This is a genomic window from Microbacterium californiense (assembly GCF_047246625.1).
Lineage (GTDB): Bacteria > Actinomycetota > Actinomycetes > Actinomycetales > Microbacteriaceae > Microbacterium.
Genome location: NZ_JBFOKQ010000001.1, coordinates 1,867,441 through 1,892,548, shown reverse-complemented (window position 1 = coordinate 1,892,548; position 25,108 = coordinate 1,867,441). Strand labels below are relative to the sequence as shown.

At 70.4% G+C, this 25,108-nt stretch carries 22 protein-coding genes; 3 read left to right on the top strand and 19 right to left on the bottom strand.

The window, feature by feature from the left end; all coding sequences use genetic code 11:
- Positions 1 to 122: 122 nt before the first annotated feature.
- From AB3M82_RS08995 to AB3M82_RS08975, 5 genes are all read right to left on the bottom strand, one after another.
- Positions 123 to 1,106 carry a LacI family DNA-binding transcriptional regulator gene (locus AB3M82_RS08995; RefSeq protein WP_412957199.1) on the bottom strand — a complete coding sequence of 328 codons (984 nt, stop codon included), beginning with the start codon at positions 1,104 to 1,106 and terminating at the stop codon, positions 123 to 125.
- A gap of 169 nt (positions 1,107 to 1,275) precedes the next feature.
- Entirely contained in the window at positions 1,276 to 2,307 is a 1,032-nt protein-coding gene (locus AB3M82_RS08990) for an ABC transporter permease (protein WP_412957197.1), read from the bottom strand.
- On the bottom strand, positions 2,304 to 3,842 hold the full coding sequence (locus AB3M82_RS08985) for a sugar ABC transporter ATP-binding protein (RefSeq protein WP_412957195.1): 1,539 nt from the start codon (positions 3,840 to 3,842) through the stop codon (positions 2,304 to 2,306). The genes AB3M82_RS08990 and AB3M82_RS08985 overlap by 4 nt, the downstream gene beginning before the upstream one ends.
- A 28-nt stretch (positions 3,843 to 3,870) precedes the next feature.
- A complete protein-coding gene (locus AB3M82_RS08980) occupies positions 3,871 to 4,872 on the bottom strand; it encodes a sugar ABC transporter substrate-binding protein (RefSeq protein ID WP_412957194.1) in 1,002 nt (333 codons plus the stop codon).
- Positions 4,873 to 4,915: 43 nt separating this feature from the next.
- Positions 4,916 to 5,773 carry an MBL fold metallo-hydrolase gene (locus AB3M82_RS08975; protein WP_412957193.1) on the bottom strand — a complete coding sequence of 286 codons (858 nt, stop codon included), beginning with the start codon at positions 5,771 to 5,773 and terminating at the stop codon, positions 4,916 to 4,918.
- Positions 5,774 to 5,971: 198 nt separating this feature from the next.
- Here AB3M82_RS08975 and AB3M82_RS08970 point away from each other — a divergent pair, with 198 nt between their 5' ends.
- A complete protein-coding gene (locus tag AB3M82_RS08970) occupies positions 5,972 to 7,162 on the top strand; it encodes a Fic family protein (protein WP_412957191.1) in 1,191 nt (396 codons plus the stop codon).
- Positions 7,163 to 7,388: 226 nt separating this feature from the next.
- On the opposite strand, the gene AB3M82_RS08965 is transcribed toward AB3M82_RS08970, so the two are convergent.
- From AB3M82_RS08965 to AB3M82_RS08950, 4 genes are all read right to left on the bottom strand, one after another.
- Positions 7,389 to 8,258, bottom strand: coding sequence for a dihydrodipicolinate synthase family protein (locus AB3M82_RS08965; protein WP_412957190.1), 870 nt, complete (start codon positions 8,256 to 8,258; stop codon positions 7,389 to 7,391).
- A complete protein-coding gene (locus tag AB3M82_RS08960; RefSeq protein WP_412957189.1) occupies positions 8,255 to 9,910 on the bottom strand; it encodes a tripartite tricarboxylate transporter permease in 1,656 nt (551 codons plus the stop codon). Before AB3M82_RS08960 ends, AB3M82_RS08965 begins: the two co-directional genes overlap by 4 nt.
- Positions 9,907 to 10,434, bottom strand: a complete 528-nt coding sequence (locus AB3M82_RS08955; RefSeq protein ID WP_412957187.1) for a tripartite tricarboxylate transporter TctB family protein — start codon at positions 10,432 to 10,434, stop codon at positions 9,907 to 9,909. The genes AB3M82_RS08960 and AB3M82_RS08955 overlap by 4 nt, the downstream gene beginning before the upstream one ends.
- 61 nt (positions 10,435 to 10,495) lie before the next feature.
- On the bottom strand, positions 10,496 to 11,464 hold the full coding sequence (locus tag AB3M82_RS08950) for a tripartite tricarboxylate transporter substrate binding protein (RefSeq protein WP_412957186.1): 969 nt from the start codon (positions 11,462 to 11,464) through the stop codon (positions 10,496 to 10,498).
- Positions 11,465 to 11,623: 159 nt separating this feature from the next.
- On the opposite strand from AB3M82_RS08950, the gene AB3M82_RS08945 reads away from it, so the two are divergent.
- A complete protein-coding gene (locus AB3M82_RS08945; RefSeq protein WP_412957184.1) occupies positions 11,624 to 12,922 on the top strand; it encodes a cytochrome P450 in 1,299 nt (432 codons plus the stop codon).
- A gap of 59 nt (positions 12,923 to 12,981) precedes the next feature.
- On the opposite strand, the gene AB3M82_RS08940 is transcribed toward AB3M82_RS08945, so the two are convergent.
- The 5 genes from AB3M82_RS08940 to dnaK all read right to left on the bottom strand — a co-directional run bounded on the left by AB3M82_RS08940 (position 12,982) and on the right by dnaK (position 17,809).
- Positions 12,982 to 13,647, bottom strand: coding sequence for a GntR family transcriptional regulator (locus AB3M82_RS08940; protein WP_412957183.1), 666 nt, complete (start codon positions 13,645 to 13,647; stop codon positions 12,982 to 12,984).
- An 85-nt stretch (positions 13,648 to 13,732) separates the two neighbouring features.
- Positions 13,733 to 14,149: a heat shock protein transcriptional repressor HspR gene (locus AB3M82_RS08935; RefSeq protein WP_412957181.1), complete on the bottom strand. Its 417-nt coding sequence runs from the start codon at positions 14,147 to 14,149 to the stop codon at positions 13,733 to 13,735.
- Positions 14,150 to 14,269: 120 nt separating this feature from the next.
- Positions 14,270 to 15,253, bottom strand: a complete 984-nt coding sequence (locus tag AB3M82_RS08930; protein WP_412957180.1) for a DnaJ C-terminal domain-containing protein — start codon at positions 15,251 to 15,253, stop codon at positions 14,270 to 14,272.
- A 7-nt stretch (positions 15,254 to 15,260) separates the two neighbouring features.
- Entirely contained in the window at positions 15,261 to 15,941 is a 681-nt protein-coding gene (locus AB3M82_RS08925; protein ID WP_412957178.1) for a nucleotide exchange factor GrpE, read from the bottom strand.
- Positions 15,942 to 15,943: 2 nt separating this feature from the next.
- Positions 15,944 to 17,809: a molecular chaperone DnaK gene (dnaK, locus tag AB3M82_RS08920; RefSeq protein ID WP_412957177.1), complete on the bottom strand. Its 1,866-nt coding sequence runs from the start codon at positions 17,807 to 17,809 to the stop codon at positions 15,944 to 15,946.
- Positions 17,810 to 18,017: 208 nt separating this feature from the next.
- On the opposite strand from dnaK, the gene AB3M82_RS08915 reads away from it, so the two are divergent.
- The gene (locus tag AB3M82_RS08915) at positions 18,018 to 18,677 is read left to right on the top strand and encodes a hypothetical protein (protein WP_412957175.1); all 660 of its coding nucleotides are present in this window, start codon (positions 18,018 to 18,020) and stop codon (positions 18,675 to 18,677) included.
- Between the two features lie 30 nt (positions 18,678 to 18,707).
- On the opposite strand, the gene AB3M82_RS08910 is transcribed toward AB3M82_RS08915, so the two are convergent.
- The 5 genes from AB3M82_RS08910 to AB3M82_RS08890 form a co-directional block, all read right to left on the bottom strand.
- The gene (locus AB3M82_RS08910) at positions 18,708 to 19,169 is read right to left on the bottom strand and encodes a DUF3817 domain-containing protein (protein ID WP_412957174.1); all 462 of its coding nucleotides are present in this window, start codon (positions 19,167 to 19,169) and stop codon (positions 18,708 to 18,710) included.
- A 206-nt stretch (positions 19,170 to 19,375) separates the two neighbouring features.
- Complete coding sequence (gene speB, locus AB3M82_RS08905) at positions 19,376 to 20,326, bottom strand: agmatinase (RefSeq protein WP_412957172.1); 951 nt, start codon at positions 20,324 to 20,326, stop codon at positions 19,376 to 19,378.
- Positions 20,327 to 20,387: 61 nt separating this feature from the next.
- Positions 20,388 to 21,980 carry a thiamine pyrophosphate-binding protein gene (locus AB3M82_RS08900; RefSeq protein ID WP_412957170.1) on the bottom strand — a complete coding sequence of 531 codons (1,593 nt, stop codon included), beginning with the start codon at positions 21,978 to 21,980 and terminating at the stop codon, positions 20,388 to 20,390.
- Positions 21,981 to 21,990: 10 nt separating this feature from the next.
- Positions 21,991 to 23,661, bottom strand: coding sequence for an amidohydrolase (locus tag AB3M82_RS08895; RefSeq protein ID WP_412957168.1), 1,671 nt, complete (start codon positions 23,659 to 23,661; stop codon positions 21,991 to 21,993).
- The gene (locus AB3M82_RS08890) at positions 23,658 to 24,980 is read right to left on the bottom strand and encodes an MFS transporter (RefSeq protein WP_412957166.1); all 1,323 of its coding nucleotides are present in this window, start codon (positions 24,978 to 24,980) and stop codon (positions 23,658 to 23,660) included. The genes AB3M82_RS08895 and AB3M82_RS08890 overlap by 4 nt, the downstream gene beginning before the upstream one ends.
- Between the last annotated feature and the right edge of the window lie 128 nt (positions 24,981 to 25,108).

The window sequence follows — 25,108 nt, the reverse complement described above, 5'->3', positions numbered from 1 at the left end:
TGTGCGGGCCGCTGAGGTATCTCGCAGATCTGCACGATCTCGCATCCATTGCTCTGAGGCACTGCGAGATGGTGCAGATCTGCGAGGTCGCTGTGCTCCGCAGCGACGAGACGAAGGACGCCCTACCGACGGGCGCTCGCGTGCTGCACCTCGCCGCGCAGCACCACCGTGCGGGCGGGCTCGTCGGCGCCCGCGATGCGCTCGAGCAGCATGCGCGCGGCCGTGACCCCCATGTGCCGAGCAGGCAGACGCACCATCGTGACCGCGGTCGGCGAGAGCGTCGTGAACGGCAGCGAGCCGACCACCGAGACTCCGACCCGCGGCGGGGTGAGCCCGTGCTCCGTCAGCACCTGGATCGCGCCGACGCCGATGAGGTTGTTGCCCGCGACGACGGCATCCGGCGGTTCGGGCAGGGCCAGCAGCTCCTCCATCGCGGCGCGCGCCCCGTCGACCCGGAACGTCGCGAACCGCTGCAGCACGTCGACGTCCGTCTGGGTGCCGGCGTCTGCCAGGGCCGACCGCCAGCCCGCGGCCCGATCGGCGGCGGTGTCGATGTCCTCCGGGCCGCCGATGTACGCGATGCGCCGGTAGCCTGCGGCGATCAGCGACTCGGTCGCCGCGATTCCCGCCGCGCGGTTCGCCATCACGACCCCGTCGACGTCGTGACGCGTCGCCCGGTCGACCGCGACCACGGGACGCCCGGTCGACAGGATGCCGTCGAGGCTCGTCGCCTCGGACGCCGCAGCGATGATGACGCCCGCCATGTGCTCGGCGATGGCGATCTGCAGGTACGTCGCCTCTTTCGCGGTCTGCGAGTCGGAGTTGCACAGCACGACGGAGTAGCCCGCCTCGGACGCGACGTCCTCGACCCCGCGCGCCATCTCGGTGAAGTACGGGTTCTCGATGTCGGGGATCACGAGAGCGATGACCTCGGAGCTCTGCGTGCGCAGCGTGCGGGCGGTGCGGTTCGGGGTGAAGTTCAGCTCGGCGGCGGCCCGGCGCACGGCATCCGCCTTGGTCTGCGACACGCTGGTGCCGTTGAAGACCCGCGAGACGGTCGCCGGCGATACCCCCGCGCGCTGCGCCACATCGTAGATCGTCGTCATACCCGTCCCTGCTGCCCGACTGTCATCACTGTAGCCCGCGCCGCTCGCCGCTCCCGCGCTCCGCGCAACGCCGATCGGTGCGAAACGTCGGTCCCGCGGGGCGGATGACGAACGTTTCGCACCGATCGGCGCGGGCCTCAGACGACGGCGACAGCGGGTGGGATGGCGACTACCTTCGGGCGTATCTCCGCGCGATCGTCGACAGCGCCACGGCCAGCACCAGGATGCCGCCCTTGAAGATGTACTGCCAGAAGGTGGGCGTGCCCATCAGCGCCAGTCCGTTGAACCCGACGCTCACCACGAGCACGCCGATGAGCGTGCCGAGGATGTGGAACTCGCCGTCGCGGAGGGTCGCCGAGCCGAGGAAGACCGCGGCGAACGAGTCCATCAGGTATCCATCGGCCGCGCTGACGGTTCCGCTGCCCAGGATCGAGGCCAGCAGCACGCCGGTGAGGGCCGCGCAGACGCCGGCGATGACGAACGCGATGATCTTCGCCCTGTCGACACGGATGCCGGCGAGCCGCGCGGCCTTCGGGTTCGCCCCGACCGCCTGGATGCGCTGCCCGGTCGAGGTGCGGTTGAGCACCACCCAGAGCACGGCGACGACGATGAGCATGAACCAGATCGGATTCTGGATGCCGGCGAACCGCGCGAGCGTGATCCAGGTGAACTCCTCGGGGAGCTGGGTGATCGGCGACCCGGCGGTGTACCCGAATGCGAGGCCGGTGAGGATCGTCCCGACGCCGAGGGTCGCGACGACCGCGTTGACCCGCGCTTTCGTCACGAGCACCCCGTTGGCGGCGCCGATCCCTCCGCCGATCGCGACGGTCACGATGACCGCCAGGATGAGCGGCAGCCCCTGGTTCGCGATGAAGCCCGTGACCAGCACTCCGGCGAGGCTCGCCGCGTAGCCGACGCTGAGGTCGAACTCCCCCACCACGAGCACCATGGTGAGGCCGCACGCGATGATCGCGGTCAGCGCCGACTGGTTCACGATGCTCAGCAGGTTGTTCGGCGTGAAGAACGCGCCGTTGGGCACCGCGAACGCGAAGAACCCGATCATGAGGGCCATCGCGATGAGCGTGCCGTACTTCGACACGATGAGCAGCGCGGTGTTGCCCACCCGTCCGCGGGGCCGGATGGCATCCGAGCTCGCGGCGGCGATGCGTGCGCTCGGGTCCATGGTGGACGACGACTTCATTCCCGTTCCTCTCCGTCATGCCGCTCGAAGCTGAGCGACAGAATCCGGTCCTCGGTGATCTCCCGACCCCGGAGGGTTCCGGTGATGCGCCCCTCGGCCATCACGACCACGCGGTCGCACAGTGCGACCAGTTCTTCGTTGTCCGACGAGATCGCCAGCACGGCGGTTCCCGCCGCCGCGAGCTCGCGGATCACACGGTGCACTTCGGCCCGCGCGCCGACGTCGACGCCGCGCGAGGGCTCGTCGAGGATCAGCAGGCGCGGCGGCTCGACGAGCCAGCGGGCGATGGCCACCTTCTGCTGATTGCCGCCCGAGAGCGAGCCGACGGGGTCGCCGACATCGCGAGCCTTCACGGTGACCGCATCCGCCAGCGATCGCGCGCGCCGGCGTCCTTCGCGCAGGCGCAGCAGCGGCACCAGCCGCGAGCGCCGGAGCGTGTCGAGGGATGCCGCGTTGATGTTGAAGTCGATCGAGCGCTCGAGGAACAGCCCTTCGCTCCGACGCTCCTCCGGCACGAGTCCGACGCCGGCGCGCACGGCGTCGGCGGGTTCGCGGAACTCGACGGGTCGGCCGTCCAGCGAGATGACGCCCGCGGTGCGCTTGTGCGCGCCGTAGATGACGCCCGCCAGCTCCGTCCGCCCGGCTCCGACGAGGCCTCCGATGCCGAGGACTTCCCCGGCGTGCACGGTGAGCGAGACGCCGTGCACGCGCCTGCCGTCGCGGACGCCCTCCACCACGAGGACGGGGCCTCCGTGCGCAGCGGGCTCCCGTCCGCGAACAGCGATCTCCATCTCGCGTCCCACGATCGCCCGCACCAGCTCGGCCTTCTGCACCTTCTCGGCCACGCGCCGCTCGACGACCGCGCCGTCGCGGAAGACCGTGACGTCTTCGCACAGATCGCTCACCTCGTCGAGACGGTGGGAGACGAACACGACGGCCGTCCCCGATGCGGCGAGCTCGCGGATGATCGTGTGCAGGCGCCCTGCCTCCTCGGCGGAGAGCGACGCCGTCGGCTCGTCCATCGCGATCAGGCGGGCATCGCGCATCAGCGCACGTCCGATGAGCACCAGCCACTGGTCGGCGGGGCTGAGGTCGTCGACCGGCGTGTTGAGGCCGAAGTGCATGCCGAGCCGCTGTGCCACCGCCCGGGCACGGACCCGGGCGGGACGCCAGTCGATGATGCCGAGACGGGTCGGAGGCTTCTGACCGAGCATCATGTTCCGCAGCACGCTCCAGCCGGGGATCAGGCTCATCTCCTGGTGGATGAACGCCATGCCCAGGGCCGAGGCGTCGCTCGGCGTCTCGATGCGCTGCTCCTCGCCGTCGACGACGATCTCGCCGGTGTCGGGATGCTCGATACCCGCGAGGCACTTGATGAGCGTCGACTTGCCGGCGCCGTTGGCGCCGACGAGCCCGTGGACGACACCGCGGCGGATCTCGAACTCGACGTCGCGCAGGGCGTGCACGCCGCCGAAGGACTTGCTGATCCCGCGGACCTCGACCAGGACGCCCGAGACGTCGGGCGAGGCGCTCACCGCGTACTCCGAGGGGTGGCGGACCGCATCAGTCCAGCGCCTCGGGGTGCTCGGCGAGGAAGTCGTCGATCGTGTCGGCCGTCACGAGGATGCCGGGCACGTCGACCGTGCGGGAGGAGAAGTCGCCCGACTCGATGGCCGCGAGCGTCTCCTCGAACATCGTGCGTCCCTCGGCGCGGGCGTCCTCGAACACGGTCGCGGTCAGGTCGCCGTCCTGCACCGCCTTGATGGCCGTGCTGGATCCGTTGATGCCGTACGTGAGCACGTCGGTGCGGCCCTGCTGCTTGATCGACGAGATCGCGCCGAGAGTCGGATCCTCCCAGCATCCCCACACCGCCAGATTGCCGCTGCCCTCCGGGTTCGCGGCCAGCCAGGCGTTGGCATAGCGCGCACCGTCCTGCAGGAACCCGGGGATGTTCACCTCGTTCTTGGTGATCGTGACGTCCGGCGCCTGCTCGGCCATCATCTCGTCGAACAGCGCCTCCCGGTCGCGGCAGACCTGACCGGTGCGATAGGTCAGCGCGAGCACCTCGCCCTCCCCGTCGAGCGCGTCGATGAGCGCCTGTGTCGCGGGCTCGGCGAACGGGGCGCCGTCACCGGCCACCACGACGATCCCGTCGCCGGGGCCTCCGCCCCACGTCGCGACCGGAATCTCCGCCTGGGAGGCCGCGCTGAGCCCGGCTCCGAGGGACGTCGCCGGGAAGACGAGGTTGAACACCATGCCCGCGTCCTTGTTCACGAAGTTCTGGATGGCGGTGTTGGCCTGGTCAGCGTTGCCCGCGGCGTCGACGACCTCGACGGTCCAGCCGGCGGCCTCCGCCGCTTCGGTCGCGCCCTCGATCACGCGGGCGTTGTTGGCATCGGTGGCGCTGATGGTCACGATGCCCAGCAGCTTGCTGCCGCTGCCGCCGCCGCTGGACTGGGTGCTGCCCGCGTCGGGTGCCGCGCTCTCGGGAACGCTGCAGCCCGACAGTCCGACGACGGCGGCGCACACGACTGCTGCTGCGAGAACCACTCTGTTCTTCCACATGGGGTTGATCCTTCTTCTCGGGTGGTGATGGATGGTGCGGGGGTCAGCCGATGCGCGAGGCTTCGCCGGGAGCGAGGACGAGCTCGGCCACCGACAGCCGGTCGTCGTACAGCCGGGACGGATGCCGACGGAAGGTGTCGTACTCGTGCACGATGACGAGGCGGTCGGTGTCGCCGGCGGTACGAGCCATCTCGTCGATGATCTGCAGCCCGCGCCATCCGCTTCCTCCGCCGAAGCCGATATTCACGGGGACGCCGGAGCCGCCGATACCCTCGGCGTTCTCGTAGGAGTACAGCGCGTCCCCGGTGACGACCCAGTTGTCGTTGCCGTCCTCGACGACGACGTACTGCCCGCCCATGGTGTGGGTGTCGAGGGCGGTGCGGATGTGCAGGCCGGGGAAGAGGTTCTCGACCGGACCGTCGAGGAGCCGCAGTCGGCCCTCCTCCGCCATCTCCTCGAGCATGCTGACGTCTGCGGGATCCAGGGCGCCGATGATGGAGGCGTAGAGGTGCGCGTTGTCGAGAGCCCAGCGGGAGCTCTCCAGCTCGATGCGCTGCAGGTAGAACGTCGCGTTGGGGAAGTACCGCGCAGCGCCGGCGTGGTCGTAGTGCGCGTGGGTGAGGATGACCGTGTCGATCTCCTCCGGCGAGACGCCCACCTTCGCGAGCACGACCTCCGGCGGCTGGAAGTCCACGATGTCGTTCTCGTCGTTGTACGCGCGATTGGATCCGCGGTTGTCGTGTCCCACATCGATGAGGATCCGGTGCCCGTCGCCCTCGACGTACACGTACGAGTACGCGAACTTGCGCGTCGACCCGTCCCACGTCCCGTAGAAGATGCATCCGACCGGATGCTCCAGGCAGTGCGAGTACTCCAGCATCCACATGGAGTATGACGTCATCGTTCCCTCTCCTCTGCGGCCGACGATGGCCGCTGAGGCGACTGTAGGGACGCTGAGACACCAGGGTCAAAGCTGCGAACGCACGTTTGACGGGGTACCGAACGCAAGGGGGTCCGTAGGCTCGGAATGAGTCGCAGCCGATGCCACGCGGGGCTTTATTATCGTTTGTCCCCGGATCCAGGCCAGTAGTCTGAACGCATGACGGTGAGCGACGGAGCCTGGAAGGCGGTCTCCTACGAGGAGCGCCAGTGGCACCCCGCCGCCGACGTGCGGGACTCGTTCAGCCCCCATCTCGCGGCCCCCGGCCCCTACCGCGCATCGGTGCCGCCCCTCATCGCCGACCTGCCCGTCTCACTCGACCCGGAGACGCTGAGCCGCGCGCATGACGCGACGGCCGACCTCATCCGCCTCGACTCCGAACTCGGACGGGACGACAGCCCGCTCGGACCGCTGCTGCTGCGCGCCGAGTGCGCCGCGAGCTCCGCGATCGAACGCGTGACCGCCCCGGCGCTCGCGATCATGCTCGCCGATATCGAGGAGTCCCTCGAACCGCACGCGGTGCAGATCGTCGCCCATGTGAAGGCCGACGTGGCGGCTCTCGCCCGCGCCGGGTCGCTCGACGAGGATGCGATCGTGCACATCCAGCGCACCCTGATGGCGTCGAGCCGCCCCGACCGGCGCGGGCGATGGCGCAGCCAGCAGATCTGGATCGGCGGCGGCTCGCGCGGTCCGCAGCGCGCGTCTTTCGTGCCCCCGCACGAATCGCGGGTGCCGGCTCTCATGGCCGACCTGGTCGCGTTCATGAAACGCCGGGACCTGCCGCCCCTCCCCCAGATCGCCATCGCGCACGCGCAGTACGAGACCATCCACCCGTTCCTCGAGGTGAACGGACGCACGGGGCGCGCGGTGCTGCAGGCCATGCTGCGTCGCGCCGACATCACTCAGTCCGTGGTGCTGCCGATCTCCGCCGGCCTGCTGCAGGACACCGCCGGCTACTTCGACGCCCTGACGCGCTATCGCGCCGGCCACGTCACCGACATCGTCGAGATCATGTCACGGGCCGCGCACACCGCCGTCGCGACGTCGCGGGTGCTCATGGACGACATCCATGCGGTCCGCGACTCCTGGGCGCAGGAGGTCAGTGCCCGTCAGGGATCGGCGGCACGCCGGCTGCTCGAGCTCCTGTTGCGTCAGCCCGCGGTCACGTCTCGCCTCGCGGTCTCGTACCTGGGGGTCACCGCGCCCAACGCACTCCTCGCCATCGACCGGCTCGTGGACGACGGCATCCTGAGCCAGGTCGGCTCGGGGCGCCGCAACCGCACCTGGGCCGCGCACGATGTGCTGCACGCCCTCGATGCCCTCGCCGAGCGCGCACGACGCCAGCGGTAGCCGCCCCGAAGGCTGCTCGCGGACCTAGGCGGCACCCGGTCCGTCCCGACACGACGTCGGAGATCGGCCCCGACACGCCGACAGGAGCACGGATGCCGCGGCGTGCCGCCCCGCATCCCCGAAGTTATGCCGCCCCGCCCATCCGAAGTCCTGCCACTGCCCGGAGACGCCGGATGCCGCGGGGGCGCGCCCCGCGGCATCCGGCCCGTCGTGGTGACGGAGGGCGTCAGCGGTTCGCGGCCACCACCTGGGCCACGGCCTCGCGCTGCTCGGCGGTGGGCTCGGCGATCGCCATGCGGCAGTAGGCGTCGACCACGTTCAGCACCCGGTAGGCCTCCTTCATGCGGGCCATGTCGCCGCCGATGAGCGAGACGACGTCGTCGACCGCGGCCTGGGCGGCGGCGATCGCGTCGGCGTCGCCCGAGCGACCGGCGTCGGCCAGGGCACGGAAGGGCTTCGGCGTCACCGACGAGACGCCCGAGACCACGCCCTGCGCCCCGGCCTCGACCGCGGCGATGAGGTCGCGGTCGGCGCCCGTGTACAGATCGAAGTCGGCCGGCACGACGGCGCGGTAGGCGGAGATCTCGTCCAGCGACAGCTCGCTGAGCTTCGCGCCGACGATGTTCGGCAGCCCCGCGAGGCGCACGAGCAGCTCGGGCGACACCGTGTTGCCGCTGCGGGCCGGGTAGATGTAGACGTACAGGCGCCCGTCGCCGACGGCATCCGACACCGCCTGGTAATAGTCGAAGATCGCGTCTTCGGTCGACTTCAGGTAGTACGGGGTGAGGGCGGCGAACTCGGTGGCGCCGAGCTCCTTCGCGATGCCCACGAGGCGCACGGCCTCATAGGTGCTCGGCTGGCCCACGTGCACGATGACGCGCATCTTGTCGGCGAGCTCGTCGAGCGCCGCCGCCACCAGCTCGCGGAACTCGGCGACGTCGACCGCGGGGAACTCCCCCGTGGTGCCCAGGATGAACGCTCCCTCGTTGCCCGACGCACCCACGAACCGGAAGATCGCGCGCGATCCCTCCAGGTCGAGGCTGCCGTCACGGTGGAACGCAGTGGGGACGGCGGTCAGGATGTCGTAGCGGGTCACTTCTCGTTCTCCTTGCGGTTCTTGCGCGCCTTGCGGAGCGTACGGGGGGATGTGTCGACGTTGCGGACCGTCGACGTCAGCAGGTCGGGCGTCGCGGCGAGCTCGTCGTGCGCCTTCGCGATCTGCTCGCGGCTCTCGTCGTCGAGGATCGAGTCCTCCAGCGACGCCCTCTCGCCGCGCGGCTTGCGCGCCGCGCGGATCGCCGGCATCACGATCGACAGCACCGCGAGGGCGAGCAGGGCGATCGCGATGGGGCTGACGACCTCGAAGAACGGACGGGTCGGGAGGATCGCCAGCGTGCGGGCGAGGTTCTCCTCGGCGAGCGGACCCAGGAGGAGTCCGAGTACGACGGGACCGGCGGGCACCTGCATGCGCTTGAGCAGCACGCCGACCACACCGAAGACGAGCATCGTCACGACGGTCGACAGGCTGTTCGACGTCGCGTAGGTGCCGATGATGCAGAAGATGAGGATGCCGCTCCACAGGTACGGCTGCGGCACGTCGAGCAGCTTCACCATGCCCTTCATGCGGACGAGGCTGAGGACCAGCGACAGGATCGTGGCGATGAGCATGATGCCGACGATCGAGACGACGAGGTCGGGCCGGTTGGTGAAGAGCGTCGGGCCCGGCGTGATGCCCCAGATGATCATCGAGCCGATCATCACGGCCATGACGGAGTCGCCGGGGATGCCGAGGGCCATCGTCGTGGTGAGCGATCCGCCGAGCGTGGCGCTCGACGCCGTGTCGGAGGCCGCGACGCCCTCGATCGAGCCCTTGCCGAACATCTCGGGCTTCTTCGAGACCTTGCGCGCACGCTCCCAGCCGATGAGCCCGGCGATGTCGCCGCCCGCGGCCGGGATGAGACCGACGCCGAGGCCCACCGCCCCGCCGACGGCGGTCGCTCGACCCGACTGCTTCAGCTCCGCCCTGTTCGGCCACCAGCGGCCGAGGCTCGAGATCGGGCGCACATGCGACTTCCGGTGCGTGAGCAGCTGGTCGAACAGCTCGGCGATGCCGAAGAGGCCGATGATCACGGCGATGAAGTTCACGCCCTCGACGAGATCGAGCAGGCCGAAGGTGAAGCGCTGATCCGCGGTGGCGGCGTAGGTGCCGACACTGCCGAGCATGAGCCCGAAGAGTCCGGCGAGGATTCCCTTGAGCATCGACTTCGACGAGATGCCGATCATGATCGCGATGCCGAAGACGACGAGGGCGAACAGCTCGGGCGACTTGAAGTAGTCGCGGGCGAAGCTGGCGATCGGCACGGCGGCGACCGAGAACAGCACGAGCGAGGCCAGGATGCCGACGGCCGACACGATCGCCGAGATCGTGAGCGCGAGTCCGGCCCTGCCCTGCTTCGCCATCGGGTACCCGTCGAGGGTCGTGGCGATCGAGGCGGGTGTTCCCGGAGTGTTGATGAGGATGGACGGCACCCGGTCGCCGAAGTTCGCGGCGACGTAGATGGTGAGCAGCACCGCGAGGCCCTGCACGGGCTCGAGGGTCATCGTGAAACCGGCGGCGAGCGCGACGGCCATGGTCGCGGTGATGCCGGGGAAGGCTCCGACCATGAAGCCGAGCACGAGGCCGACGAGCATGTAGAGCAGGATCGAGACGTCGAGGAGCGAGTTCAGCCCCTCCATGAGCGCGTTCACAGGGGAATCCTCAGGAGCATCCCGAACACGACGTAGACGAACGCCGTGACGAGGGCGGAGTAGATGACGAGGCTCAGCCAGCGGCGGTGGCCGTAGAGCAGCATGAGGGCGGCCATCAGCAGGGCGCAGGCGACGGGGAAGACCTCGATGCGGTAGCCGAACAGGGTGACGGTGCCGAGCGACCAGACGGCGATGAAGACGCCGGTGATCGCGAGCGTGGCGATGACGCGGAGGTAGCCTCCGGGCTGGATGCGCTCGAGGTCTTCGCGGGTCGGGGCCGGCCGGGTGAGCGCGATGGCCAGGATCGCGATCGCGACGACGACGCCGGTGACGCCGATGACCATCGGCCAGAAGCGGGCGTCGATCTGCCCGGGGGCGGCTTCGCGCCGGAGCGGGATCTGCGTGGCGAGGAACAGGTAGCCGGCGGTGAACGCGAGGGCGACGACGCCGAACACGATCTCGAGGCGGCGCGAGGGGGCGGCGCCGTCGTAGGCGTCCTGCTCCGTGGTCTCGGGGGTGGACATGGTTCTCCTTCCCTGGCGGGAACGGCTGCGGGGCCGGGATGTCCCGGCCCCGCAGGTCCGATCAGCCCAGGAGGTCCTTGAAGAGGGCGAACTGGTCGTCGACGAAGGTGGTCCACTCGGCCGAGTCGCGGTACACGACCAGGTTCCCGGCATCCGCCTGGAACTTCTGGTAGCTGTCCGACTCGACGGCCTCCTTGACCGCGGCCTCGAGCGTCTCCTTGACGTCGTCCGGCAGGCCCTTCGGGGCGTAGATGCCGCCCCAGCCGCCGAACACGACGTCTTCGCCGATCGCCTCTTCGACCGTCTCGACGTCTTCGGCGTCGGGGTGGCGCTCGTCGTTCATGACGGCGAGGATGCGCACGGCCTCGCCCTGGGCGAGCGCTTCGCCGAGACCCGAGACGGCGGCGACGGTCTCACCGGATGCCGCAGCGGCGACGGCGGTCGCGCCGCCGTCGTAGGGCACGGGGGTGAACTCGGCGCCGGTCGCGTCGCCCAGTCCGACGGTCGCGGCCTCCCAGATGGAACCCGCGCCGGAGTTGGCGACCGTGACGGCGCCCGACTCGGCCTGGGTGACGAGGTCTTCGAGCGTCTCGATACCGCTGTTCGCACCGACCGTGATGACGCCCGGGGCGAGCATGATCTGGCCGAGGAGGTCGAAGTCCTCGGGGAGCACGTTCGCACCCTGGGTGGTGTTCAGCATCGCGATCTCCACGGGTGCGAAGCCGATGACGTAGCCGTCGGCGTCCTGCGAGCCGACGTACTCCATCGCGAGCGCACCGGCGGCGCCGGGCATGTTCTCGGGGATGACGCTGACGCCGAGGATCTTCTCGAGCTCGGTGGCGAGGGCACGCGACGACAGGTCGGATCCTCCGCCGGGGTTGGCCTGGATGATCAGGCGGATGTCCTTCTCGGGGAAGGCCGATGCGGCATCCTCGCCCTCCTCGACCTTGGTGCAGGCCGAGACGATGAGAGCGGTGGCTGTGAGGGCGGCGAGTGCGGCGGCCGCCCGGGTGATGCGCTTGCGGGGCATCTTTGCTCCTCTACGTGGGTCGACCGTGTTGTCGACATCGCGAGAATATCAGTGTTGACTGTTAACAGTCAACACTTCAGGGTCCGCATAGGCAGGCGATCGAGCCGCCGCAAGCCCCTGGCCGCATCCGCGCGCATGAGAGACGGTGGAGGCATGCTGATGCGATCGACCGTACCGAGCCCGTTGCACGATGACTCGATCGGCCTGCTCACCCGCGGGTACCGACTCGGCGAGCACCTCTGGCGCCGCACCGGGCCGGGCGCACGAGCCGTCGGAATGCGCCTCCTCGGTCGTCCCGCGCTTTTCGTCCGCGGGGCGGAGGGGGTCGCACTGTTCTACGACGGAGACCGCATCAAGCGGCACGGCGCCATGCCGGCGTTCGTGCAGGAGACCCTGTTCGGTCATGACTCCGTGCACAGCCTCGACGGCGGCCCGCACCGCCACCGCAAGGCCACCTTCATCGACGTGGCGTACGAGGACGAGCAGGTCGAGCGCCTGACGCCGCACCTCGAGCGGGAGTGGCAGGCCGAGCTCGACGCCTGGGTCTCGGGTGTCAGCACCCGCACCGCCTACGACGCCGCCGTGCTCGCCCTCGGACGCGCCGTCATGCGCTGGGCCGGCGTGCCCGGCACCGCGAAGGCGAAGAACCGGTGGTCCCGGCGGCTCGCGCAGATCGTCGACGGCTTCGGCGCCCCCTACTCCCCCGCGTTCCTCAGCGCGCAGGTGAACCGCTTCTGGTCCGACCGCCACGCTCAGGCCCTCATCGAGGCCGTGCGGCTCGGCGAGCTGCAGACCGTCGAGGGCACCGCGCTGCACGAGTGGGCCTGGCATCGCGACGAGGCCGGCGTGCTGCTGACCCCGCGCCTCGCCGGCGTCGAGCTGCAGAACGTGATGCGTCCGATGATCGCCGTGGCGCGGTTCGTGGCGTTCGCGGCGAAGCGGCTGCACGAGCATCCGGAGTGGCGGGCGCGCATCGCGACCGAGGCCGCCGAGCGGGGATCGCTCACGGGCGGACCGCTGGCGACGGCGTTCGCGCAGGAGATCCGCCGCACCTCGCCCTTCGTGCCGATGCTCCCCGCGTGGGCGACGCAGGACGTCGAGCTCGACGGCCAGCAGGTGAAGGCCGGCGACCGGGTGGTGCTCGACATCCTCGGAACCGACACGGACGCCGCATCGTGGGACCGCCCGGGCGACTTCCTGCCCGACCGGTTCGTCGGGGTCGACGACTACGAGGCGATCGAGGCGTTCGTGCCCCACGGGGGCGCCGATCCGCGCACGGGTCACCGCTGCCCGGGCGAGAAGCTCGCGATCGCCGGGCTCGCCGCGGCCGTCGCCGCCCTCAGCGATCGGCGCGTGACCGTGCTCGACGAGGGCCTCGACGTGAACCTCCGCCGGCTCCCGACGATGCCGACCTCCCGCGGCCGCGTGCGCGGCTGCCCCTTCCACCGCGCGCACTGACCCGCCCCGGCATCCGTTCCAGGGACGCGACCCCGTCGCGACCGGTCGGATGCCGCGGCTCAGGCGCGGCGGTCGGCTATCTCGCTCAGCATGCGGTCACGGGCGCCGTCGAGGTGCTCGTCGAGCACGGCCGCGGCGTCGGCGGGGTCGCCCTCGCGCATGACGCCCATCAGGCGCGCGTGGTCGGAGGCCGATTCGTGGAGGTCCTCGTCGTGATTGATCGTGACCTCGAGCAGCGCGGCGAAGGTGGGGAGGTACTGGCTCCACGCCCCCTCCAGCCGCGGGTGGTCGGCCAGCGCGTAGATCTGCGAGTGGAACTCGAGGTCGGCCGTGACGAAGGCCGCGTGGTCGCCGGCGTCGGCCGCGGCGTTCATGCGTTCGACGGCCGCAGCCATCGCCGCCCAGCGCGCGTCGTCGTCCACGCGCATGGCGCGCGAGAGGGCGAGCTGCTCGAGCGCGCCGCGCAGGCTGTAGAGCTGGTCGACGTCGTCGCGGGTGAGGCCGACGATGTAGACACCGCGCGGACGCTGCACCTCGATGAGGTTCTCGAAACTGAGCTGGGTGAGTGCATCGCGGATCGGTCCGCGGCTCACCTCGAACTCCTCGGCGAGAGCCTCCTCGGTGATGCGCGTGCCCGGCGCGAGGTCTCCGCGCACGATGCGCTGACGCAGCACGCGGGCCACCTGGGCTCCGAGGGATTCTCCGCGCTTGACGGTCTGTGTCACGGCGACCTCCTGTTAACAGTCAACAGGATACACACGCGGATGCTCTGCGCGTCGATGAGTGCGGGAGCGAATTGCGCGGGGCGGGTCAGGCGCGATCGTCGCGCGGGTTCCAGAGCACGAGCTCGGTCGACCGGCGGATGCGGCGACCCGAAGGAACCGGAATGACCCCGGCGGAGCCGGCGGCGAACACCCGGACGCCGGGGCGGCTCTCGCGTTCGGCTCGTAGCGCGTGCTCGAGCTCGGCGACGCGGCGCCGCAGCATCCGGTTCTCGTCCTCCAGGTCGAGGAGGCGGGCGATCGCCGGGAGGCTCATTCCCTCGGAGGAGAGCTGGGCGACCTCGCGCAGCTGCTCGATGTTGCGGTGCGAGTAGCGGCGCGAGCCGCCGCGCGTGCGTCCGGGCACCACGAGTCCGATGCGGTCGTACTGCCGCAGCGTCTGCGGGTGCATGCCGGCAAGTTCGGCGGCGACGGCGATCGCGAAGACCGGGGTGTCAGCATCCATGGCGCACCTCGCCGATTCCTGAGCGCCCTTCGTCTCGCTGCGCTCGCTCAGGAACCGGGATGAGACCGGCTCCTGAGCGCCCTTCGTCTCCCTGCGCTCGCTCAGGGAGCGGGGCGACGGTCATCGCCGGGCCTTCGCCATGAGGTCGGCGCGGGGGTTCTCGTTCGGCTCCAGCTCCTGGAACTTCTCGAGCGCCTCGCGCGCCGCGTCGTCGAGATGCGTGGGCACGGCCACCTGCAGCTCGGCGAGCAGATCGCCGGTGCCCTTCGCCGTGGCGACCCCGCGACCCTTGACCCGGAGCACCCGCCCGGAGGGGGTGCCCGGGGCGACGCGGAGCTTGACCACGTCGCCGCTCAGCGTCGGCACCTCGATCGTCGCGCCCAGCGTGGCCTCGGTGAAGGTCACGGGCACCACGACCCGCAGGTTCATGCCGTCGCGGGTGAAGACGGGGTGCGGGCGCACCGCGATCTGCACCACGATGTCGCCGCTCTCCCCGCCGTCCGGCGAGGGACGCCCCCGACCGCGCAGGCGGATCTTCTGCCCGTCGGCGACCCCGGCCGGGATCTTCACCTTGAACGGCTTGCCGTCGTCGCCCTGCAGGGTGATCGTCTCCCCCTGCACCGCGGTGGCGAAGTCGAGCGTCGTGCGGGCCGTGACGTCGGCGCCGCGCTGCGGTCCGCCGAAGCCCCGGAACCCGCCCGTCGACTGGCCGAAACGGCCGTTGCCGAAGCCGGCGCCCTGCCCCTGGTTGAACATCGCGAAGATGTCCTCGAAGTCCGCGGACTGCCCGCGGCCCCCCTGCCCGAAACGGCTGAAGACGTCTTCGAACCCGCCGGCGCCCGAGCCGCCCGCCGTGAAGCGGGCGCCCGAGCCCATGGCGCGGATCTCGTCGTACTCCTTGCGCTGCTCGGCGTCGGAGAGCACCGAGTAGGCCTCGCTGATCTCCTTGAAGCGCGCCTCTGCCGTGGCATCGCCGGCATTCGAGTCCGGGTGGTACTTCCGCGCGAGCTTGCGATACGCCTTCTTGAGGTCGGCGTCGCTGACGTCCTTCGCGACCCCGAGGGTCTTGTAGAAGTCCTTGTCGAACCAATCCTGGCTAGCCATCCATCACCTACTCTGCAGGGACGGCGACGACGACCTTCGCGGGACGCAGCTCGACCTCGCCGAGGCGGTAGCCCACCTCGACGACCTCGAGCACCGTGGTCTTGTCGACGCCGGGCGTCGGCTGCTGGAAGATCGCCTCGTGGCGCTGGGGGTCGAACTCCTCGCCCTTCTCGCCGTACGAGACGACGCCGAGCCGCTCCACGACCGCGCGCACCTTCTCGGCGATCACGGCGAACGGCGTGCCGTCGACGAGGTCGCCGTGCTGGCTGGCGCGGTCGAGGTCGTCGAGCACCGGGATGAGGCCCTTGACGGCTTCGCCCTTCGCCCGCTCGATCTCGACCTGGCGCTGCTCCTCGGTACGACGACGGTAGTTCGCGTACTCGGCCTGGAGGCGCTTGAGGTCGTTCAGCAGCGTCGACTCGAGGTCGGCGAGCACGGCGTCCTCCGCCGCGGCCTCACCGGTCTGGGCGGTGCCGAGGATGTCGTCCACCGTCAGCCCTTCGTCAGGCTCAGAGACCGAGTCGGCGGCGTCGACGGGCGACTCGTCCGATCCCTCGGCGGCGGCGGCCTCGCGGGAGTCCGGGTTCTGCGGCGCGGGGCCGGATGCCTGAGCATCCGACCCCTCACCGGCGACTCCGCCCGCTCCCTGAGTCTCGTCAGGCACGTTCTCGAAGTCCTTGTCAGCCATGATTACTTCTTGTCCTCCTCGTCATCGACGACCTCGGCGTCGATGACGTCCTCCTCGGACGAGCCGGCGTCACCCTGCGGGGCGTCGCCCTCGGGAGCGGCGCCGGATGCGGCATCCGCCTGCGACTGCGCGTAGATCGCCTCGCCCAGCTTCGTCTGCGACTCGTTGAGCTTGTCGAACGCGGTCTTGACCGCCTCGTCGTCCTCCCCGGCCAGAGCCGTCTTGAGGGCGTCGACGTCGGCCTGCACCGAGTCCTTGACGTCGGCGGGCAGCTTGTCCTCGTTGTCCTTGATCAGCTTGTCGATCGAGTAGGCGAGGGTCTCGGCCTGGTTGCGGACCTCGGCGGCCTCGCGGCGCTTCTTGTCCTCCGCCGCGTGCTCCTCCGCCTCGCGCACCATGCGCTCGATGTCGTCCTTCGACAGCGACGAGCCGCCGGTGATCGTCATCGACTGCTCCTTGCCCGTGCCCTTGTCCTTGGCGGACACGTGCACGATGCCGTTCGCGTCGATGTCGAACGTGACCTCGATCTGCGGGATGCCGCGGGGCGCCGGGGCGATGCCCGTGAGCTCGAACGTCCCCAGCGGCTTGTTGTCGCGGGTGAAGTCGCGCTCGCCCTGGAAGACCTGGATCGCGACGGACGGCTGGTTGTCGTCGGCCGTGGTGAAGGTCTCGCTGCGCTTGGTCGGGATGGCGGTGTTGCGCTCGATGAGCTTCGTCATCATGCCGCCCTTGGTCTCGATGCCGAGGCTCAGGGGGGTGACATCGATGAGAAGGACGTCCTTGCGCTCGCCCTTGAGGACACCGGCCTGCAGGGCGGCGCCGACGGCGACGACCTCGTCCGGGTTCACTCCCTTGTTGGCCTCCTTGCCGGTCTCGCGCTTGACGAGCTCGGCGACGGCGGGCATGCGGGTCGAGCCGCCGACCAGCACGATGTGGGCGATGTCGGCGACCTTGATGCCGGCTTCGCGGATGACGTCCTCGAAGGGCTTCTTGGTGCGGTCGAGCAGATCCTTCGTGAGGTCCTCGAACTTCGCGCGGGTGATGGTCTCGCTGAGCGAGACGGGGCCCGAGTCGGTGAGCGACAGGTACGGGAGGTTGATGGAGGTGCTGGTCGAGGACGACAGCTCCTTCTTCGCCTGCTCCGCGGCCTCCTTCAGACGCTGCAGGGCGATCTTGTCGCCCGAGACGTCGACGCCCGAGGTGTCCTTGAACTGCTTGATGAGGTAGTCGACGAGACGCTGGTCCCAGTCGTCGCCGCCGAGGCGGTTGTCACCGGCGGTCGCGCGCACCTGGATGGTCGAGAAGTCGTCGTCCTTGCCCACCTCGAGGAGGGAGACGTCGAAGGTTCCGCCACCGAGGTCGAAGACGAGGATGAGCTCGTCCTCCTTGCCCTTGTCGAGGCCGTAGGCCAGGGCCGCGGCCGTGGGCTCGTTGATGATGCGCAGGACGTTGAGGCCCGCGATCTCGCCGGCCTCCTTGGTGGCCTGGCGCTCGGCGTCGTTGAAGTACGCGGGCACGGTGATGACGGCATCCGTCACCGTGTCGCCGAGGTACGACTCGGCGTCGCGCTTGAGCTTCATGAGGATGCGCGCGGAGATCTCCTGCGGCGTCCACTTCTTGCCGTCGACGTCGAACGTCCAGTCGGTGCCGATGTGGCGCTTGACCGACGCGATGGTGCGGTCGACGTTGGTGACGGCCTGGCGCTTGGCGGTCTCGCCGACCAGCACCTCGCCGTCCTTGGTGAAGGCGACCACCGACGGGGTGGTGCGGAAGCCCTCGGCGTTGGCGATGACCTTCGGCTCGCCGCCCTCGAGGACGCTGACGACGGAGTTCGTCGTACCGAGGTCGATTCCTACAGCACGTGCCATGTTGTTCTCCCTTGTGTTGCGGACGTTGTTACGGTCTGAAAGCTGCGGCGCTCAGTAAACCTGAGTCGCGATGGCTCAAGTGTAACTCGCCCGCTTCCCGGAGTCAAACGAACTTGATATGAGTTGGCTCAACTTTGCACGAGGGATGCCGGTGGCTCGCCACGATCGTCCGGCCCGGCCGCCAACGTCGATGGATAGGCTGACCCGTATGCCCCTCGTCCGCGCCTCCCGCCTCGCCGCCGTCGCCCTTCTCACCGCGGCTCTGCTGCCGCTGAGCGGATGCCTGTACGCGCAGATCCCGGTCGAGACCCCCGCCGCCGACCGCCCGACCACCACCCCCGCGCCGAGCGACACCCCCGACGCCGTCGAGGAGCTGCCCGCCTCGCTCACCTTCGCCGACGGGCAGGACCTGCCCGTCACGGCCTACATCGAGTGGGGCGACGGACTGATCTCCGACGACGGCTGGGAGGTCGACGCTCCCGACGACGGCAACGGGAACTGGAGCTACATCACGCGCGACGGCACCTGCACCGCGCAGTTCTGGCAGGGAACGCTGGGCGACGTGGCCGTCGCGGGAGACGACAGCGCCACCTCCGACGCGATCATCGCGACCATCGTCGGCGCCACCCGCGAGGAGGTCGCGACGTACGGCACCGACGGGGAGCTCGGCTACCAGGCCGGCGGCGTCGGCGGAGTGGACGCCCGACAGGTATCGGGCGAGGACGGCGATCGCACGTGGATCATGACCGCCCGCGGCTTCAGCCGCCTCGGCGTCGGGCTCTACGTCATCGCCGACTGCACGGGTGCCGACGTCGAGGCGATCCTCGGCGAGATCACCGAGAAGAACGCGGTGGTCGTCACCCCCTAGGGCATCCGGGGTTGTGGAGGACGTCGGCCCTCACTTGCCTCCGGGCGGCCCCGCCAGCAGCAGGATGACGTAGAGGGCGACGATCGCCGCGACGAGCAGCACACCGAGCACCCACGGCCGCCGCAGGAACCAGCGCATCAGCCGGTCATACCCCCGGCGGTCCCGGGGATCGTCGGACGCCTCCAGCCGCCACTCGCCGCGGAGCCGGCCGGTGCGGTGCAGCCAGATCTCCGTCGGGATCGTCGCGTAGGGCACCACGGCGCTCGCCACCGCGAGCACGGCTACACCGGCATGCCAGCGCTGGTTGATCGCCACGAGCAGCGCGGTCGCGCCGTACGCCAGGAAGACGAACCCGTGGATGCCGCCGCCCACGGTCACGACCACGCCCGGGGCGCCGAGCGCACGGGCGACGATCGACCCGATCAGGAGCGTCCAGGTGATCGCCTCCGCGATCGCGAGGACTCGGAACAGGCGGTCGGGCACACGGAACACGGGACTCCTCGGGTGGGGTGTCCTTCCAGCGTATCCGCGCGCCCGCGCCGCTCGCGCCGGGGCGAGGGCCCACACATCGGGGGTCGACACGGCATGTGTCGGACGCTTCGGCCTGCGGCATCCGACAAGTGTCGACGCGTCCGCCGAACTCGACACCGGTCCCAGAGCGAGGAGCGCAGCGACGCCCTTCGTCTCGCTTCGCTCGCTCAGGAACCGCTGATGCGGGCGGCGAGCAGGGTCACGAGCTCGTACACGACGTGGCTCGCGGCGATGCCGGTCATCTGGGCGTGGTCGTAGGCGGGTGAGACCTCGACGACGTCGGCGCCGACGATGTCGCGGTCGCGCAGCGCGCGGAGGATGCGCAGGAGCTCCCGGCTGGTGAGCCCCCCGGCCTCCGGGGTGCCGGTGCCGGGGGCGTGCGCGGGGTCGAGCACGTCGATGTCGATCGAGACGTACAGCGGCCGGTCGCCGATGCGCTGCAGGATGCGCTCGATCGCGGCCTCCACGCCGTGCTCCTCGATGTACTCGCTCGAGACGATCGAGAAGCCGAGGCGGGCGTCGTCCTCCAGGTCCTGCTTCGAGTAGAGGGGGCCCCGGGTGCCGACGTGACAGCTCGCGGTGAGGTCGATCAGACCCTCCTCGCTCGCGCGGCGGAAGGGGGTGCCGTGCGTGATGGGGGCGCCGAAGTACGTGTCCCAGGTGTCGAGGTGGGCGTCGAAGTGCAGCACGGCGACGGGTCCGTGCTTGGCGGCGATCGCCCGCAGCAACGGAAGGGCGACCGTGTGGTCACCGCCGATCGTGACGATCTGCTGCACCTGCTCACCGAGCGCCGTGGCCGCGCGCTCGACCTCGGTCACGGCCGCGGTCAGGTCGAACGGGTTCACGGGGATGTCGCCGGCATCCACGACCTGCGCGGCGGCGAACGGCGAGACGTCCTGCGCGGGGTTGTACGGCCGCAGCAGGCGTGACGATTCGCGCACGTGCGAGGGGCCGAAGCGGGTGCCCGGCCGGTAGCTGACCCCGGAGTCGAACGGGATGCCGACGATCGCGATGTCCGCCCGGGGCACCTCGTCGATGCGCGGCAGGCGCGCGAAGGTCGCGATCCCGGAGTATCGGGGGTTCACGGAGGCGTCGACGGGTCCCACGTTGTCGGTCATGTGCGGTGTTCCTCTTCTTCTCGGTCCGAGCGGTGACACTCGGTCTGCGGGATGCGGCGGGTCAGGAGGGGATGTGCACGAGCTGCACTCCGCCCTCGGCGATCGCCTCGCGGATGCCGGACGCCACGGCATCCGCGCCGTCCACGCGCCGGGCGCCGGCGCCGAAGGCCCGTGCGAGCATCACCCAGTCGGGCTGCACGAGGTCGACCCCGATGGGCTGCATGCCCCGATCGACCTCGTTCTGGCGGATCTCGGCGTATCCGCCGTTGTCGACGCACACGATGGTGACGTCGAGGCGCTGCTCGATCGCCGTGGCGAGCTCGTTGACGCAGAACATGAGGGCTCCGTCGCCGATCACGGTGACGACGGGACGCTCGGTCTGCGCAACCCGGGCGCCGATGGCGGCGGGCAGTCCGTACCCGAGGGTCGCGTACGTCGGCGTGTACAGCAGGGAGTGCGGATGCCGCGCCCGCAGCACGTTCGCGAGCGCGAGGTACACGATCTGCGAGGAGTCCCCGGCGACGATCGCGTCGTCGGGCAGTCCCTCGGCGATCCGCTCGGCGAGCGCGACGGTCTCGGGGGCGGTGTCGCGGATCTCCTCCGCGACGGCCTCACGGACCGTGGTCAGATCGGGCGCCGGTCGCGCGTCGGCGGGCACCGCGCCGAGCAGCGCGTCCAGCGTCGCGGCCGCATCGCCCGCGAGCGCCACGTCGGCCGGGAGGTTCTTGTGCAGCTGCGCCGGCGAGATGTCGATCCGCACGACCGCTCCGCGGGCATCGAGGCGGGGCGCCCACAGTTCCGCCTCGCCGAGCTTGGAGCCGACGACGAGCAGCGCATCGGCGTCTTCGGCCACGGCCCTCGCCGCCGCCAGGCGCAGGTTCGAGCCGAGGGACAGCGGATGCCGCTCGTCGACGACGCCCTTGCCGTTCAGGGTCGTGAGCACCGGCGCGCCGAGGCGCTCGGCCAGCGCGGTGACCTCGGCCGCGGCATCCGTCGATCCGCCCCCGGCGACGATCACGGGGCGGCGCGCGGCGGTGAGCACGCGCGCCGCCTCGTCCACACCGGCCGGGTCTCCCGAGAGGGGGGCGAGCGCCGGCCGGGGACGCCGGTGCCCCTCGGGGACGCCGGCCGGAGCTTCGAGCACGTCGAGGGGGATCTCGATGTGAACGGGCCGCGGACGTCCGGTCCGGAAGAGGGCGAAGGCGTCGTGCACGGCGTCGACGGCCTCGGCGGCGCTGGAGACGCGGCGAGACCACTCGGCGATCGCGCCGACCATCGCGGTCGCGTCCTTCGTCTCGTGTAGGGTGCCGACGTCGGCGAACTCGGCGCCGCGGGGCACGCCGGGCGAGAGCACGAGCAGCGGCCGCGACTCGCAGAACGCCGTGCCGATCGCGCTCATGGCGTTCTGCAGCCCGGGTCCGGAGGTCGTGATGACGACGCCCGGCAGCCCGGTCTGCTGCGCCCAGCCGTCGGCGCCGTACCCCGAACCCTGCTCGTGACGGTTGGTCACGGCGCGGATGCCGAGGTCGGCGAGCGGCCGGTAGAGCTCGAGGTTGTGGGTGCCGGGGATGCCGAACACCGCGGTCACCCCGTAGGCGCGGATGGTCTCGAGCACCGCGCGCCCGGCGGTGTCGGCGTACTGCTCGTCGCTCATCGTCCGATCCTCACGCGGCCCGGTGGCGTCGTTCGCCGTCGACCCACGTCTCGCGCACGGCGATGGCCGAGATCTCCTCCGCCGGCACGGCGAGCGGATCGTCGGACAGCACCACGAAGTCGGCGTACTTGCCCTCCTCCAACGAGCCGAGGTCGGCCTCGCGCCCGAGCGAGACCGCGCCCTCGATGGTGTGCGCGCGGAGCGCGGCGAGCGCCGAGACGCGCAGGTCGTCGGGGCCGAGCCTGTGGCCGCGGCGGGTCACGCGGGTGACGGCGGTCTGGATCGCCTCGAGCGGGATCGGCTCGGCGACCGGGGCGTCCGATGAGATCGTGAACGGCACCCCGGCCCGTGCGAACTCGCCGAGCGGGTTGAAGCGCTCGCCCGGCGTGCCGATGGCCTCCTCCACGCCCTCGCCCCAGTTGAAGTAGTGCTGCGTCTGGTTCACGGGTCGGATGCCGGAGGCCGCCATCCGCGTGATCTGCTCGGGCGTGGGCAGGCCGCAGTGCTCGATGCGGTGCCGGGCGTCGGCATCCGGCCGGTCCGCGAGCGCGGCCTCGATCGCCGACACGACCATCTCGATCGCCGTCGGGGACTGCGCGTGCGTGGCCGTCTGCAGTCCGGCCGCGTGCGCCTTGCGGATCAGCTCGGCGTAGTCGGCGGGCTCGTGGTACAGCTGGCCCGTGCGACAGGGGTCGCCCACGTAGCCGTCGGGGAAGTACGCGGTCCAGCCGCCGAGCGTGCCGTCGGCGTAGAACTTGATGCCGGCGAAGCTCAGGTGCGCATTGCCGAACTGACCCACGAGTCCCATCTCGAGCGCCTCGTCGAGCAGGTGCGACAGCAGGTACATCGACACGCGCAGCTCGAGGCGTCCGGCCTCGGCCAGCCGCAGGTACATGTCGAACTCGCGGCGGGTGACCTGGCAGTCGCCGATCGAGGTGACGCCGCCGGCGAGGAACCGCCGGGTGGCAGCGTCCAGCTGCCGCAGGTGCTCCTCGGGCTCGTCGGCCAGGTGGAAGTTCGGTCCGTGGTGGCCGATCTTCACACCGTGCACGCCGGTGAGGATGTTGCAGGCGGCATCCGACAGCTCGCCCGTCAGCTCGCCGTCGGCATCGCGGAAGAACTCGCCGCCGTCGGGGTTCGGGGTGTCGCGGTCGACGCCGTTGATCCGCAGGGTGTGCGAGTTGACGACGCCGCCGTGGCCGGAGGCGTTCATCAGATACACCTCGCGGTCGTCGGCGACCTCGTCGAGCTCGAACCGGGTGGGGTGCCGCTTCTCGGCGAGGTTGCGCTGCTCGTACCCGTACCCGCGCACCGGCCGCCCCTCGGGGAGCCCGGCGGCGGCTTCGCGCAGCAGCGCGATGATCTCGGGGATGCTGCCCGCCTTCTCGGGACCGCAGTCGACCCAGGTCATCATCTGCCCGAACATCAGCGGGTGCGCGTGCGCGTCGACGAAGCCGGGCACGACGACCGCGTCGCCCAGGTCGACGGTCTCGGGCCGGAGGCCCACCCGCTCCGCCGCTGCCGCGCAGTCCTCGGCCGAGCCGAGGGCGACGATGCGGCCGCGATCGGTGAGCATCGCCGTGACGGTCGTGTCGTCGGCATCCGCGGTGTGGATGCGTCGGGCCATGACGAGGCGCGGGGCGGTCTGCGCGGAGCGGTCGAAGGGGGAGAGCTTTCTCATGGGAGCCTGTTCGCGGTGGTGTCGGTGCGGGCGGTGAAGGATGCAGTGACGGGCGCCTCGTCGGAGTGCTGCGGGGCGAGGCGGGTGCAGATGCCGGCGATGACGGCCATGCCGACGAACATCGCGATCACTGACCACACGCTGCCCGTCCAGGCGATGAGCTGGGTCGCGAACCAGGGCGAGAAGCCCGCCCAGATCGCGGCGCCGACACCGTACGAGAGGGCGATCGAGGTGTACCGCGCCTGCGGCCGGAACATCTGCGCGAGGATCGCGGCGATCGGGGCGTAGGTCGCGCTCATCGCGATGCGCACGAGCGAGGCGAAGAGGAAGATCAGCGGCTCGACGCGTCCGGGCATGAGCAGCAAGAACGGCGCGAACGTCAGCACGGAGGTGATGAGCCCGATGTACATGACGTTCTTGCGGCCCCACTTGTCGCCCAGCCAGGCGACGGGCAGCGTCACGAGGAACTCGATGAACGAGGCCAGCGTCATCGCGTCGAGGATCACCTGCTCGCTGATCGCGATCGGCTCGCCGGTCGCGTAGGCCGTGGCGAAGGTCGTCGCGAGGTAGTAGCCACCGGTGGAGATCGGGAGGATGCCGATGCCCAACAGGATCGGACGCCAGTTCACCCGCAGCGCGAAGGCGAGCGGCATGGACTGCTTGCGCCCCTCGATCTTCTTCTCGAAGACCGGCGACTCCTCGACGCGGTAGCGCACCCACAGGCCGACGGCGATCAGCACGATCGACAGCAGGAACGGGATGCGCCAGCCGCCGTCGATGATGAAGGTGTCACCGCCGCGCGACATGATCGCGAAGATGCCCGAGGCCAGCAGGGCGCCCGCCGGGTTGCCCAGCTGCGTGAACCCGCCGTAGAAGGTCTTGGACTTCTCGGGGGCGTGCTCGACGCTCATGAGCACGGCGCCGCCCCACTCGCCGCCGACCGCGAGGCCCTGGAGCGCGCGCAGGAGAATCAGGAGGATGGGGGCGACGATGCCGATGTTCTCGTAGGTGGGCAGGCAGCCCACCAGCACGGTGGCCACGCCCATGAGCAGCAGGGTGATCACGAGCGAGACGCGTCGTCCGAGCTTGTCGCCGATGTGCCCGAACAGGATGCCGCCGAGCGGACGCACGAGGAACGCGACCGCGAAGGTCGCGAAGGCGGACGCGGTCTCGGCCAGGGGGTCCTCGCTGGGGAAGAACAGCGGGCCGAACACGAGCGCCGCGGCGGTCGCGTAGACGTAGAAGTCGTACCACTCGATGGTGGTGCCGACGAAGGCGGCGATGCCGGCGCGCCGCGCTCTGCTGTGGGTGGAGGTCATGGCCCGCTCCTTTGCGGAAATGGTCGGATGCCGAGGATGCTACGACCGTTCAGAGGCGGGGATCAAGGCCAGAACTCCAGCCTGAACGCGCATTCACTGTCGATCTGCATTGTGTTGCGCGCAAAGCG